Here is a 14,043-nt window from a genome sequence, read left to right on the forward strand (position 1 = left end):
AGGCATAAATCTGTTCTGAATGCTCCCCATGAAAAGCAAGACTGTACCAAGGCGGCAAACTACATTGCATTTGGTGCCTGACACAACCCCGGTTGCGATATTTGACGGGAGAAGCCCGATCGCATCAAGGAAACTGATCCCAGGTGAACCATGCCCACTAACATCCGTACCCGACCGTGCCCGCCGCCCCACTAAGTGAAGCGGTTTCGGACGCCTTACAGAAAATCGTCCCGTCTCGGCGTGAACGTGTCAATTAGCAAACCGTCCTGAAGCGCAACGACGCCGTGAACGAGATTAGGGGCGACGATGAAGCTGCTGCCGGTGGGCAGCGTCGTGGTCACGCCATCGACGGTCACCTCGAAGGCACCCTTCGCCACATAACTCACCTGGGTATGCGGATGGGAATGGAGCGCGCCGATCGCGCCTTTGTCGAAGCTGAAGGCGACGAGCATAATTTCCGGGCGATGCGAAAGAACGGCGCGGCGATTGCCGGGCGAGGTTTCCGTCCAGGCCAAGCCGTCAGGCAATGTGTGATAGTTAGACATCTGTACTCCCATTATCGCGCCAGCCATCCGCCGTCGACGGGAAGGACCGTGCCGTGCACATAGTCCGACGCGGGGGATGCAAGGAAGACGGCCGCTCCAGCCATATCATCCGCTCGCGCCCAGCGTCCGGCCGGAATGCGTTTCAGGATATCGGCATTGCGTTCGGCATCCGCCCGCAGCGCCGCGGTGTTGTTGGTCTCGACATAGCCGGGGGCAATGGCGTTGACGTTGATACCATGGGCTGCCCACTCGTTTGCCATCAGCCGCGTCAGGCCTGCAAGGCCGCTCTTTGCCGCGGTGTAGGATGCAACACGAATCCCGCCCTGGAACGACAGGAGCGAGGCGATGTTGATGATCTTGGCAGGCCTCTTCTCCGCCATCGCCATCCTGGCGAAAGACTGGCAGAGAAAGAACGCCGATTTCAGATTGGTGTCCATGACGGCATCCCAGTCCTCCTCGGTGAAATCGATCGTATCGGCCCGGCGGATGATCCCGGCATTATTGACAAGAATATCGGGGCGATTGCGAATGGCTGCTGCTCGCTCGACGACAGCGCGCACCTCGTCCATCCTGGAGAGATCGGCCAGAAGAGGATGAAACGACTGGCCGCCTGCTGTCACGAGGGCTGCGGTTTCTTCCATCGGCGAACGCCCGACGCCAATGATGTCAGCACCGGCACTTGCGAGACCGACGGCAATCGCCTGGCCGATGCCCGTATTGGCGCCGGTGACGATGGCGCATCTGCCGTAAAGATCGAACGGATTCATCTCAGACTTTCCATCGGGACCTTGTCCATATCGGTGAAGCTCATGTTATCGCCGGCCATCGCCCAGATGAACGAATATCGCCCGGTGCCGGCACCGGAATGGATGGACCACCCCGGCGACAGCACCGCATCATGGTTCTTCAGCACAAGATGCCGTGTTTCGTGGGGTTCACCCATGAAATGGAAGACACGAGTCGCCTCCTCCATGCCGAAGTAAAGATAGACCTCCATGCGCCGGTCATGCACATGCGCCGGCATGGTGTTCCAGACGGAACCGGGCTCGAATATCGTCAGACCGACTAGAAGCTGGCAGCTTTCGCAGACATCCGGATGCACATATTGGTTGATCGTACGGGCATTGGCCTCCTCAGTCGAGCCCGCGCGCACCTTCTTGGCCATGTCGAGCGTGATCGGCACGGTCGGGCAGGCGCGGTGTGCCGGCGCACTCAGGAGATAGAATTCGGCGGGATTTGCCGGGTCGTGGCTGCGGAACGACAACGTACCCTGCCCCATGCCGACATAGAGCGCATCCTGAAAGCCGAGCGGATAGTCGACGTCGCCGACAATGATCGTGCCCTTGCCACCGATGTTGAGAATGGCGGCCTCGCGACGTTCAAGGAACTGGCTGGTCCCGGTTTCCTTGACCTGGTCGATCACGAGGTCTTGCTCCGCCGGGACGATGCCACCCACGATCATCCGGTCGAGATGGCTGTAGGTGAGATTGATCTGGCCTTTCGAAAAAAGCCCCTCAATCAGGAAGTCCTTGCGCAGGCCTTGCGTGTCGCGCTTGGCGGCGTCTTCTGGACCGACGACCTGGCGCACGTTTACGGAAATTGTCACAGCATTTGCCTCTTGGCGTTTGATGGAAAGGGTTAGGTAAGGACGACATATTCGGTGAGTTGGCTGATGCTGGTGTCTGCCTTGTTCACATCGAACACCTTAGTCCCATGGCTCATGATCACAAACCGGTCGCAGACCTGGTAGGCGTGATAGAGATTGTGCGTCACCAGCACGCTCGACACTCCCTCGGCTTTCAGCTTCAGCACCTGCGCCAGCAGGGCTTCCGTTTCGCGCACGGACAGTGCCGAGGTCGGTTCATCGAGAAGCAGAACTCGCCGTTTGAAAAATACCGCGCGCGCGATGGCAACAGCCTGCTTTTGTCCGCCGGATAGATCTCCCACAAGCTTGTCTGGAGAATCTATACCGGAAATGTGGACGGCCCTCTCCAGCACCTCCATGGCGATGTCACGCATCTCGGCTTGTTTCAGAAAGCCGAAGGCATCGGTGCGCTCGCGCCCCATGAAGATATTGCGGGTGATCGAGAGCGAATCCACCAGCGCGGTATTCTGGTAGATGGTTTCGATGCCGGCATCGGCGGAATCCAACCTGCAGGTGAACAGTGTCTTTTGACCATCGACGCTCAAGTAGCCGGAGGTCGGTTTGTAGATTCCCGAAATGAGATTGACCGTCGTCGATTTGCCGGCACCGTTGTCACCCAGCAGACCAACGACTTCGCTTGTGCCGATGTGGAAGCTCAGGTCCCGCAGCGCCGTCAGCGCGCCAAAACTTTTGGAGATATTGTGCAGTTCGAGAAGATTGGGTGCCGACATTATGCGGCCCCCCGGCGTTCGATGAGGTGATTGAAGGCGGCAGCGACGACGATCAGCGTTGCGATGAACATGTCGAGATAGAAGCCCGGGGCTCTGAGCAGCAGAAGCACATCGGTGATCGTGTGGATCAGCATGACCCCGAGGAAGATACCAATGATAGAGCCGCGGCCACCGCGAAGCGAAAGCCCGCCGATGACGCAGGCGGCAATCGCCTGAAGCTCCAGCCCGGCGCCCTGCCCTGGCTGGACGCTTCCGACACGCGCCGTGGCGATGATGCCGGCAACCGCCGCCATGCCGCCGGCAATGGCAAAGGCAATCAGCTTGACGCGGTCAGTGTTGATGCCGATGGCCGTTGCCGCGGCAGGATTGCCACCAGTGGCGAACACATGGTTGCCGAACTTGTGACGGTGCAGCAGCAAATAGAAGCCGACAACGAACAGGACGATCCAGATAAACGCGGCATTGATGCCGAGGAGCGTCCCGGCAAAGAGGCTCGAAAAAGCGGGTTCCGGATCGAAACGCACCTGGACGGCGCCGTTGTAAAGCAGTACGGCGCCGCGCCAGAACAAGAGGCCGCCGAGCGTGACGATGAAGGACGGCAGGCCGAAGCGCAGCGTGATCGTGCCGTTGAGAAGTCCGATCATCACCCCCAACAGAATGCCGAGCGGCGCTGCAATGAAAGCACTCATGCCGCCATCGACGAGGCTCGCCATCAGGACCGCCGTCAAGGTGTAGACTGAGCCGATAGATAGATCGAACTCACCAGCAATCATCAGGATGCCAGCGCCCAGCGCAAGGCACCCCAACACCGGAATGGCCTTCATCAGAATCGTCAGATTCTGCGGCGACAGGTAACGGAAGTCGTCGGGATAGGCGAGCGCACCGGCGATGCAGACAATTTGGAGGGTCGCGAAGACCAAAAGAATGGCTCCGGCCGGCATGGTCATAATTTGCTTCAGCAGCGATTGTTTTTTCGTGCGCGATTTCGGCACGGCACTGTCGGTCATGGCATAGGTCACTGTCGTTACTCTGTTCCGGGGATTGAGGGACCTTCCGGCTGTCACCGGAAGGTCTTCAAGCGCTACGTGCTATCGGAAGCTGCCGATCAGCGGCTTGACCGAGCTGATGCGCGATTTGTCCAGGAAGGCACCTTGGCCAGTATCGACATCGGTCGGGGTCAGACCGTATTTTTTTGCCAGCGCTATCTGGGCAATTGGATAGTAGCCTTGCAGGTAAGGCTGCTGGTCCATCGTCGCGAACATGGCGCCTGATTCGACGGCATTGACGATTTCGACCGCGAGATCAAAACCGCCGAAGGGGATTTTGACGCCAGCATCCTTGATGGCGCCTGCGCCGACCGTGGAGGTAACAGACCCGGTGCCAAACAGTGCCTTGACTGTCGGGTTGGCGATCAGGAACTGGGCGATGATGTTCTGTGCCTCGGCCGGGTCAAGCCCGGAACGAACAGTCTCCACCTTGATGCCCTTTTCCTTCATCGCCTTCTCGATGCCGCCACCACGCGCAACCGCGAAGCTGGCTTCGGGAATTTCGCGTGGATTGAAGACGACGTCGCCATCCTTCAGGCCGAACTGCTCGATCATGCGATTGCCGAGCTCATAGCCAGAGGCGAATTCATCCATGCCGACATAGGCTTGCCGGCAATTGCCCTTGGCGCCATCAAGGTCGTCATTGTTGAAACCGATGACGATGATGCCCGCCTTGACGGCGGCGCAGATGCTGGCATCGAAAGCATCCGAGCTGGAGATTGCAACGGCGATGCCGTCGACGCCGCTAACCGTGGCGCTCTCGATCAGGTCGTTCTGACGGACTGGATCGTTGTTGGCATATTGCACGTCGAGATCGACGCCAAACTGTGCCGCGGCATCTTGTGCGCCTTTTACGACGGGGTTAAAGAACTGGACACTCGGATCAAGGTAGATAATCATCGTTGCCTTGACGTCGGCCGCCAAGGCGGCGGATGTGAAAGCCATAGTTGCGCATGCCGCAAGCATTGCGGTTTTCAGTCTGGTCAATTTCATTTGCGTGTCCTCCCTTTGGATGTGCAATCGGGGTCGAAAGACCCCATGTCTCGGCTGGCGGGCTCCGACCAAAGATCGCGCCAGCCGAGATTTTCCTTCTCCCCCTCAGTGTGTGTGAGCTACCTCACGCGAACCAAGGATCCGGCCGGCCCAAGGTCACGTGAATGCCCTTGAACTGCGAATACTCATCAAAACCGTAGCGGCCGAGCTCGCGACCAAGTCCACTCTTCTTGTAGCCGCCGATGGGCAACTCGGGCGCGCCATCGATGACGCTGTTAATCCAGCAGCGCCCGGCCCGGATGCGCCGAATGCTCTGAAGCGCATTTTCCAGATTGGTGGACCAGACGCTGGCCGACAGGCCGAACTCCGATGCATTCGCCAAGGCGACCGCCTCATCGGCCGTCTTGAACGTCAGCGTCGACAGAACCGGACCGAAGATTTCTTCGCGGGCGATCGACATGTCGGCGGTGACCCCGGAAAAAACCGTGGGGGCATAGTAGAGTCCAGCGCCCTCTCCGACCCGTGCGCCGCCGAGCAGCAGCTCAGCGCCCTCGGCCTGTCCTGCCTCGACGTAAGAATGCACTTTGGCGGCATGTGCTTCCGAGATCATGGCGCCGATTTTCGTTCGCTCGTTCAAAGGATCACCAAAAGTCACCTTGCGGGAAATATCGAGGAGACGGTCGAGGAGCGCATCGCGGATGTCCTCCTGCACCAGAAGCCTGCTTCCGGAAATGCAGCACTGGCCGGCATTGTGGTAGACGCCGTAAGCGATGCCGTCGGCCGCTGCCTCCAGGTCGGCATCCGCGAAAACGATTTGCGGCCCCTTGCCGCCCAGCTCCAGGCCGACGCGTTTGACGCTGCGGGCAGCGATCTCGCCAAGCTTCGTGCCGACCCTCACCGACCCGGTGAAGGCGACCATGTCGGTACCGGGATCTTCCGCCAGGATCTGGCCGGCGGGATCGCCGTAGCCAGTGACGACGTTGAAGACGCCGTCGGGAATGCCGGCCTCGCGGGCCAGTTCCGCCATGCGGATAGAGGTGCCGGAAGTGAATTCGGACGGCTTCAGCACCACCGTGCAACCGCCACCAATCGCCCATGGCACCCGCTCGGAGGCGATGATGAAGGGGAAGTTCCAGGGCGTGATGATACCGACGACGCCGACAGGCTCTCTCAGCACCAGACCGAGACGGTTGTCGCCGATATTGTTGTGGGTCTGGCCTTCCAGCGCCCGCGCCTGACCGGCTGCATAGGACCAGAGATCGGCGCAGAAGGTGATTTCGCCGCGTGCTTGGGCAATCGGCTTGCCAACCTCGAGGCTTTCGATGAGGGCGATCTCTTCCACATGGGCGAGAATGAGCTCCGCCGTCTTGAACATCAGGCGCGACCGTTCGGCACCCGACATGCGGGGCCATGGCCCCGTGTCGAAGGCCCGGCGGGCGGCCGCAATCGCCGCGCGAACATCGTCGGCAGACGCATCCGGCCAAGTCCCGACCACAATGCCGGCATGGCCCGGGCTTACCCGATCTATTGTCTTGCCCGACGCTGCATCGACCGACTTGCCATCGACAAGCATCCGGTAGCGGGATTTACTCTGCAAACGCGGATCACTAGAGTTGGGGCTTATGAAATTAGACTGTATCGTCATCAACCAACCGGGTTTTATAGCCCGGCTCCTCCATCCTGGCATATCGAGTGCCAAGCTTGCGCTGCCATTAAGTTGTATGGTACTGTATGGTGGCTAAAAACAAATGTCAACGAGATGACGGTAGCGAAAAGCATGAATCTTGAGACACTGAAGATCGAGACAGGGGAAACGACCGCCGCGCAGGTCGAACGGGATTTGCGCGAGGCGATCATCCGTCTCGATCTCGCGCCCGGTTCACGCCTGTCCGAACAGGAGATCGCGTCTCGTCTCGGCGTTTCCCGCCAGCCGGTCCGCGAGGCGTTGATCGCCCTTGGGAAATCCAAGCTTGTCGAAATCCGCCCCAATCGCGGAACCGTCGTGGTTCGCATCTCGGCGCGCCAGATGATGGAGGCCCGCTTCGTGCGGGAGGCGATCGAGGTTGCTGTTGTCCGGCGGGCCAGCGAAAGCTTCGATACGTGGACGCGGCGAAAGATCGACAGCATCCTCGAGCGCCAGCGAATGGCAATGGCCGACCACGATCACAATGCTTTTCGCCGGGAGGACGAGCAGTTTCATATCGCGATAGCAGAAGGCGCCGGCTGCGGTCTCGCCTGGAACGCGATTTCAGACATCAAGGCGCATATGGATCGGGTTTGCAATCTGCAGCTTCGCAACCCGGCCTCTATGAACAACCTTATCGAGCAGCACGAGAAGATCGTAACCGCCATCGACGCCCGAAACGCAGATGCTGCAGCCGACGCCATGAGAGCGCATCTGAACGGCATTCTGAATGATCTACCACAGATCGAATCTGACAATCGTGAGCTGTTCGAATAGCCACATGCAGTGCTGCGTATGAATACCTAAATCCTACACACGGCTGCCGCGGGCGTTTGGTGAAAGTGCGGTTCTAAACGAGCCACTATGCGATTGATTGCTCCATCATGCATTGTCGGCGCCGCGGTACAGAAACGTTCGAGCACCGAGACGACGTGGGCCACGAGTGGATAGTAGTCTTGAGGTATTCCTTTCCCTGCCATGAATTTTGGCCTTCAGGTCCGCGCGTCAATGCCTATACCATTCAGCCACGATCAGCCCGCGAGGCGCGCGCGAAACAACGTACAGCCGTCCGTCAGGCGCGACCTGGAGATATCCCTGAATCCAGCCTCGGTCATCCACGCGCGATACTGACCTTCAGTGTACGATTCGCCGTGGCGATAGAGGTTCAAGAATGTGAGATTCAAGAAGACACCCTCAGGCGGGCCGAGGCGGTCATCATCGACGACGCCCCACCCCGCAATTGCGATCTCGGCCCCTGGTGTGAGGCAACGCGCGGCGTTCAGGATCGAACTACGCGCTTGGTCCGGCGGTAGGACCTGGACTACAGCCTTCAGGATCGCCAGATCGTGCCGACCGATCGATGGTGCGACAGTTATGTCTCCCTCTTCGACAACCACGTCGTCGGCACCGTATTCTGACAGGATAGCTGGCGCGACGGCTGCGACCGTCGGGAGTTCCATCAGCATCGCCGCAATCTGCGGCCGCCCCTCGCGAAGTCCGACGAGAATGGTCCCGGCGCCCCCGCCTATGTCAATCACCGAACCGATCGCCGAGAGGTCCATCTTTTGGGCCAGATGTCGGCCGAAAATCACCCCGCCCGGTGCGAGCATGCGGCTGAAAGCCACCGCGGCCTCAGGCCCCGCTTCGGAAAAGTCGTGCAGCGCAGCCGGCCGGTTCTGTCGCAGCGACTCTGCAGTCAGCAGGTCGGCTCCCCAGAGCTCGCGCAGGAGCGCATGATCGCCGCCGCGATAGGTCGGCTTGGACGCGTCGAGGAAGGCGAAGGCTTCGGCTCCGTTGCGAAATTGACCGTCCTTGACTTCGAGGAGACCGATGCTGGCGAGCGCATAGAGGAGCCGCGACAGACGGTCGGGCTCGATTTTGAGTGCGGCCCCAAGCGTGTCAGCAGTCATAGCGCTGCCACCGAGCCGAGTGAAGATGCCAAGGTCCAGCCCGGCGCGAAGCGCCAAGGCGGGGGGCACCGCTGCGATCAGGTTGTCGATCCGATCAGAATCCACCACGTCACATCCCCTTCCGCGATCTGGTTACTCGAGCGCCCACGTCAGTGCCGGTTTCGTTCAGAACCGATCACCGTCGATAAACGTTAGTTTGAAAATGCCGATAAGAGGCAATTTTTTGCGAATTTGGATTGTAGCACTACTGAGTTCTCTCGACATGAGAGATCTCAAATAAATGCCTGATCTTTTTAACCAGTCCGGGCATGGCATGGATGCCGGCAATCTCAGTACTGTTCTCGAACAAATGCTTTTCTGCCTCTGCTCGTCTGCACAAAATGAGGCTGAGTTCATCGACGAGACTTGGCCTGTCATGGAGCAGTGGCGCCAAGGTCGATTTCTCGATTTCATAAACAACTGTAGAGGCGAGCGCACGCACCGTGCCCGGCTCCCCCGCGCCAGCCAGAAGGCTGGCCTCGCCGAAATAATCGCCCGGTGCCAGTTTGGCGAGTTGAAGCTGCCTGTGGCCTTCTTCGCGTGTGACTGCCAGAACTCCGCTTCGAACGATCACCAGCGACTTCATCTCACTGCCCTGCTCAGCAATCACATCCGATTTACGGAAGGTTCGACGCGACATGGATTTAGCAAGAACTTCCTTTTCGTCGTCGGTGAGCGTTTTGAAAAGCGGGAGGGCGTCGAGGAGTCGCATTTGGCTGGAGCGGCTGCTCGTGGCAGGTTCCGTCTTTGCGCCAGATGCTGGTTGAACGATGGGTGTTGCCAAGGGCATGCCAGCCGCCAGGCTGTGGCGATAGATCAGATCGAATATTTCGTTCTGGGCAATCCCGGCCAGAGCGATATCCGCAACCCGGAACGACAGCTCCAGCTCGACTGCTGAGCCGTCCAGCGATTTTATCTGGATGCTCGGTTCCGGCACGTTCAATATCGTCGTTGAACTCAAAAGGACAGCGCGCATAATATCCACGACGGCCCCCGGCGCCGTCGTTGCCGCGAAGCGCACGGTAAGGCTGACGCCGTGGCTGCGATCGGGGTTGCTTACGTTGATAAGCCTTGCCTTGGCCAAGTCGCTATTGGGGACAATGACGAGGTCGTTTTTGGCGTTCAGCAGGTGCGTTGCCCGCCAATTGGTTTCAACTACCCTGCCCTCGGTGCCGTCGCTGAGAACGATCAGATCTCCAATAACATAGGGCCTACCGAGATTGAGGGCGATGCCGGAAAAGACATCGCTCAGGGTGCTTTGCAGTGCCAGGCCAAGAATAATGGCAAGCACACCGGATGTCGCGATCAGTGTGCCCACCGGCAGGCTGAAGACGTTGGCAACGACCGAGAGAACCGCTCCAAGATAGATAATGCCGACGACCAGATCCTGGATAAGCCTCCCTTCCCGCGGACGCCTTTCAAAGATCAAGAACACGCGCGCAAAACCGACAAGGGCCCAGGCGGCGTTGATCCACCAGATCACCTTTGCAATCCCGATGAAAACTTGCTGGACAGCCGAGGCTGTAGCTGGTCCCGCCTCGTAGGGAACGATGCCGTGATAAAGCAGCAGGGTGGTCAGGACGATAAAGAACGTTACCTGAAAAATAAGGTGCAATCGCGGATTGTTGCGCAGCGCCACCCGCGAGACGAAAGCCCCGACTGCCGCTAGGGTCCCCGCCTGAATGATCGGATCGGTGATCAGCTCGAAAAACGTCATCTGCCTTCGACGCTAGAACGCTTTGCTGCGGCTCACAAGTTGGTTCTTGCAGGGATGAAACGATCACTTCACCCACCCCCCGTTCCATGCTGGCCCGACCACGTGCAAATGTGGAGTTTCGTTCAGAGGGCAGTGCCAATATCTGCTCGAAGTTATGCGCTGACGTGGTGCGGAGCATGAGCACTGCTCACTCGCGGCAGCCAAGGACTCTGCTTCGAGGCACTGACTAACGGCGATGGTCTTTAGATCCCTCACGCTTCGTCGAGTGAGCGTGTGTCTACTAGTGCCGTTTGAATGTGTTTGGTTAGAATCAGACTTGCCGCGCTTGAATCTTCTCTGAAATCTAGGGTGGATCGAACTCGACGGTCGCAACAAAAAATATAGCAAAAACAACGGCACATTGAAAGCTGTGGTGCGGATAGAGGGACTCGAACCCCCACGGTCTCCCGCCAGAACCTAAATCTGGTGCGTCTACCAATTTCGCCATATCCGCAGATGAAGCATAAGCCTCAAGCGCCGGTCCCTATATCACCCTCTCTTCACGCGTCAAAGGAAAAAGCTCGGCTTCCGGCAGAATATATTCGTGGCAACGTCCAGTTGCCGAACTCAGTAAATCGGCTCTTCGTAAAGCACCGTGCCATTGTCCTTCAATGCGCGGATCTGCGCGTCTCCCGCGCTTGAGACGGCAACTACCGCCTCGATCTTTCGTTCCTGTTGCTGAGCTTCGATCGCCCGTCCCTGACCTTCCGGCACATAGTAGCGCTCGATGCCATAGGTGACGCGCAGCGGGCTATAAGCCGCCGCATTGGCAAAACTGGATGTGCGGCCACGTAGCTGTACTTCGCCAGACGGTACATCTTCGCGCTTCTGCCATGAGGCGCCAGCGAAGGTCCACACGCCACCGTCACCCTCTTTCACAGTTACATAGACATCGGCAGGTCCATCAGTTGCGGGAATCGTTCCGTTGATCTTGCCGGCCTCGATATTGGAGATGGTATAGCGAAGTGTGACATAGTCGCCGCGCAAAAAATCGTGCGGATCGACGGGTTCGCTTTGCAATGTGATGTCGATGCCATCCCGCAGAATCGAAACGTGCTGCTGGACCATGGCGTAGAGCACGCCGGACTGCATAAGCGCCACTGCAGCACCAAGCCAGAGGATGCGATTGATCTTAGAGCGAGATCCGATCATATTGAACCTGTTCTGTTTCCCGGATGGCGAGACAATCCACGCGGAAGGTGGCGAGGCCGATGCGTTTCCATCGGACGACGCCGCCTGACAAAGTGGGTGTCCGCCAGTCGGAAACCCGAAGGGCCGGGTGAATTCGGGCCAAATCCATCGGGCTTCGGCTTCGTCCGATGGAAAGGCATCGGCCTCGCCAAACCCCTTGACCTTGTCCAGAATTCCCTCCGGCAGAACGGTTCAATATGGTCGAATCTCGCTCTAATTGTCATGCCGTTGTCTGCCTTTTTGGATTCCTTTTCTGAAGACGTCGCTCCATGCGGATGACAAAGGCGGCGAGAAGCAGAACCAGCACACCGGCGCTCAGGAAGAAGCTCGCGGTCCCGATCATCGTGCCGATGGTCTCGAAAGCCAGATAGAGAACTTCCAGTGAGAAGACCGTATAGGCAATCCACCGCACCGCCAGATTACGGTGGCCCGAAAGCACGAGACCCGCGATCGAGCAACCGAGGATCGCAAATCCGATCAGGACCTGACCGGGAATCGCTTCATCGGCAAATTCATTGCTGGCGATATCGAACTGGAAGAACAACAGCGCCACGAGCACCATGAAGAAGCCATAGGCGCCCAGGGGCTCCGTCCAGCCGGTCATCCGGTCCAGGAGACCGGGGCGCACGGCGTCCATCATGAAGCATATGGCACCGATCAGCCCCGCCACCCACAAGACCATGACCTCGTTGAGGTCGATTCGGACGACAAGCACGTAGGTGATGAGCAACAGGGCGATGAGATGCTGTGCGGCCCTGCCCTTCGTGTACCAGATTAGCCCTGCACTGATGAAAAGCAGGACCGGCACCAACCAGACATAGTTGAAAGGCTCGCCCGTGGACCGATCGAGCGAAGAGAACAGATAAAGACCTGTAATGGCGACGCCCGCCGAGACAAGCACCGGCGAGCGCAGGAACAATGCCGCAACCATCGTGCCGGCGACCCAGAGGAGCACCGCATCCGATACATCGCCCGACAGATGGTACATTTGGCCAATCAATGCAATTCCGGCACCAAACGTGATCGCGGCGATCAAGTACAGCGCCTGACCGAAGCGCCGGTCGCCGAGACTTTCCCGCCACGCGCCGCCAACATAACCGAGCCAAAGCACCGATATGATCAGGCCAACGCGAAACAACCGGGGCATCGCCTCCCAATTCGCCGCGACGAGCGAAATAATCGCCGCACCGAGAAGAACCGCACCGAGCACCGCAAGGATACCTCCAAGGCCAAAGCCGGAGCGGTGATCGTCTAGGTCTTTGCGAAGCCGTTCGGCGATGATCTCGTCGATCACCCCGTCCCGCTGCCAGCGCGCGATGTGTTTCCTCAATCCAATGGTGAGTGCCACGGATGCTCCCTTGAGTCTTCTCAGGTGAAGGTAACGCGACTGACTGCAAAAACGCAATTGCGCTGCGAGGCGCAAATTCAACTCAAAACCGCCTCTGGTGCGCCGCAACAATTAACGGGAATTAATGTTGCAATGCAGCAATTGCATAGCTGACCTGCAAACTTGGCTCTGCAACTTCGGGACGTCATCCACTATCTTCCACTCAACGATCAAGAGTGATCAATCAAACAAAAAACCGAAGTGGTGAAATGAAATGAACCTTATCCGCTCTTACAGCAACTGGCGCCGTTATCGTGACACGGTTTCCGAGCTGAATCGTCTGTCGACCCGCGAACTCAGCGATCTGGGCATTGCCCGTTCGGACATCCCGTTCGTCGCCAAGAAGTCTGCAGTACGCTAATCGAATACAAGAATATCGCCGGGCTTTATCCTCCTCCCAAAGTTCCCGCGATCGAAGGCCAGCACTCCTCCTCCCGGCTGGTCTTTACAAAACGACACCCACCGCACCTCCTCCCGCGGTGGGTGTTGTTGTTTCTGGGCTATCGCACGCCCCCGTACCCCCTGCGGTGCCATTCCGACAAAAGCATCACATCAGGCGGTCCGCCTCCCGGTTCATACCAGGAGTCGACGGCCCACGACGTTCCAGAATCATCTCTGAGAACGGCGGTAAAATGCGGATAGCGGCCGTCGACGAAACTTCCGCGCGAATCTCTCTTTGCAACCCGATGATGGTGCAGTAATCCCGCGCCCTGCAGGTAGCGGAGAAAATGGTCCGTATTGGTCGACTCATCGACACAATCCATCTGACCTCTCTCGCGACCCTTGCCGAAATCCATCTTTGGCCGATCGACGACCCCGATAACAGCTACGCTACGCTGCTCAAATATTTGCACCGCGCGGCGAACCGCAGCGCGTTCGGCCGCGGGTGAAGCGCGTCCTCCCGCCATGATGGAAGCAATCCGTGAGCGATCTGCCGGCGTCAATGTCACCGGCGTTTGAAAGGTACAGCCATAACCGTTACAGACGCGGAAACTTTGCGCCTCGGCATGCCCGTACAACGCAGCGAACAGAAACAGGGTTAAACACGGGATCATGGTACGCATGGGACGACTGTAACGGGACCTGTTCTTGAAACCTACAGGATTCGCTGTTTAT

The 14,043-nt window shown here is 58.5% G+C and carries 14 protein-coding genes and 1 tRNA gene; 2 read left to right on the forward strand and 13 right to left on the reverse strand.

All coding sequences use genetic code 11. The features are described from left to right. Window positions 1-215 precede the first annotated feature (215 nt). The 7 genes from FHS21_RS19010 to FHS21_RS19040 all read right to left on the reverse strand — a co-directional run bounded on the left by FHS21_RS19010 (window position 216) and on the right by FHS21_RS19040 (window position 6,599). A complete protein-coding gene (locus tag FHS21_RS19010) occupies window positions 216-545 on the reverse strand; it encodes a cupin domain-containing protein (RefSeq protein WP_112530361.1) in 330 nt (109 codons plus the stop codon). Window positions 546-556: 11 nt separating this feature from the next. Next, on the reverse strand, window positions 557-1,312 hold the full coding sequence (gene kduD / locus FHS21_RS19015; RefSeq protein ID WP_112530359.1) for a 2-dehydro-3-deoxy-D-gluconate 5-dehydrogenase KduD: 756 nt from the start codon (window positions 1,310-1,312) through the stop codon (window positions 557-559). Further along, a complete protein-coding gene (kduI, locus tag FHS21_RS19020; RefSeq protein ID WP_446686529.1) occupies window positions 1,309-2,145 on the reverse strand; it encodes a 5-dehydro-4-deoxy-D-glucuronate isomerase in 837 nt (278 codons plus the stop codon). The genes kduD and kduI overlap by 4 nt, the downstream gene beginning before the upstream one ends. A 38-nt stretch (window positions 2,146-2,183) precedes the next feature. Beyond that, window positions 2,184-2,921, reverse strand: a complete 738-nt coding sequence (locus tag FHS21_RS19025) for an ATP-binding cassette domain-containing protein (RefSeq protein ID WP_112530355.1) — start codon at window positions 2,919-2,921, stop codon at window positions 2,184-2,186. After that, window positions 2,921-3,928 carry an ABC transporter permease gene (locus tag FHS21_RS19030; protein ID WP_210283574.1) on the reverse strand — a complete coding sequence of 336 codons (1,008 nt, stop codon included), beginning with the start codon at window positions 3,926-3,928 and terminating at the stop codon, window positions 2,921-2,923. Before FHS21_RS19030 ends, FHS21_RS19025 begins: the two co-directional genes overlap by 1 nt. Window positions 3,929-4,009: 81 nt before the next feature. After that, window positions 4,010-4,960 (reverse strand): sugar ABC transporter substrate-binding protein, encoded by a 951-nt coding sequence (locus FHS21_RS19035; RefSeq protein ID WP_112551606.1) that lies wholly within the window; start codon window positions 4,958-4,960, stop codon window positions 4,010-4,012. A 124-nt stretch (window positions 4,961-5,084) separates the two neighbouring features. Beyond that, on the reverse strand, window positions 5,085-6,599 hold the full coding sequence (locus FHS21_RS19040) for an aldehyde dehydrogenase family protein (RefSeq protein ID WP_112530430.1): 1,515 nt from the start codon (window positions 6,597-6,599) through the stop codon (window positions 5,085-5,087). A 120-nt stretch (window positions 6,600-6,719) separates the two neighbouring features. Here FHS21_RS19040 and FHS21_RS19045 point away from each other — a divergent pair, with 120 nt between their 5' ends. Beyond that, window positions 6,720-7,421 carry a GntR family transcriptional regulator gene (locus tag FHS21_RS19045; RefSeq protein WP_162701938.1) on the forward strand — a complete coding sequence of 234 codons (702 nt, stop codon included), beginning with the start codon at window positions 6,720-6,722 and terminating at the stop codon, window positions 7,419-7,421. Window positions 7,422-7,675: 254 nt separating this feature from the next. Here FHS21_RS19045 and FHS21_RS19050 read toward each other — a convergent pair whose 3' ends face one another. From FHS21_RS19050 to FHS21_RS19070, 5 genes are all read right to left on the reverse strand, one after another. Then, on the reverse strand, window positions 7,676-8,662 hold the full coding sequence (locus FHS21_RS19050; RefSeq protein ID WP_112530348.1) for a methyltransferase: 987 nt from the start codon (window positions 8,660-8,662) through the stop codon (window positions 7,676-7,678). A gap of 136 nt (window positions 8,663-8,798) precedes the next feature. After that, entirely contained in the window at window positions 8,799-10,310 is a 1,512-nt protein-coding gene (locus FHS21_RS19055; RefSeq protein ID WP_112530347.1) for a mechanosensitive ion channel family protein, read from the reverse strand. 410 nt (window positions 10,311-10,720) lie between these two features. Next, window positions 10,721-10,803: transfer RNA gene (locus FHS21_RS19060), tRNA-Leu, on the reverse strand. A 113-nt stretch (window positions 10,804-10,916) separates the two neighbouring features. Further along, the gene (locus FHS21_RS19065; RefSeq protein WP_112530345.1) at window positions 10,917-11,501 is read right to left on the reverse strand and encodes a GDYXXLXY domain-containing protein; all 585 of its coding nucleotides are present in this window, start codon (window positions 11,499-11,501) and stop codon (window positions 10,917-10,919) included. Window positions 11,502-11,760: 259 nt separating this feature from the next. Next, window positions 11,761-12,888 carry a DUF2157 domain-containing protein gene (locus FHS21_RS19070; RefSeq protein WP_162701934.1) on the reverse strand — a complete coding sequence of 376 codons (1,128 nt, stop codon included), beginning with the start codon at window positions 12,886-12,888 and terminating at the stop codon, window positions 11,761-11,763. Window positions 12,889-13,141: 253 nt separating this feature from the next. Between FHS21_RS19070 and FHS21_RS19075 the strand changes: the two genes are divergently transcribed. After that, entirely contained in the window at window positions 13,142-13,288 is a 147-nt protein-coding gene (locus tag FHS21_RS19075) for a DUF1127 domain-containing protein (RefSeq protein WP_100001090.1), read from the forward strand. Between the two features lie 139 nt (window positions 13,289-13,427). Here the strand turns inward: FHS21_RS19075 and FHS21_RS19080 are convergent, their stop codons facing one another. Further along, a complete protein-coding gene (locus FHS21_RS19080) occupies window positions 13,428-13,991 on the reverse strand; it encodes a hypothetical protein (protein WP_312879901.1) in 564 nt (187 codons plus the stop codon). Window positions 13,992-14,043 lie beyond the last annotated feature (52 nt).

It is taken from the genome of Phyllobacterium trifolii (assembly GCF_014192095.1).
Taxonomy (GTDB): domain Bacteria; phylum Pseudomonadota; class Alphaproteobacteria; order Rhizobiales; family Rhizobiaceae; genus Phyllobacterium; species Phyllobacterium trifolii.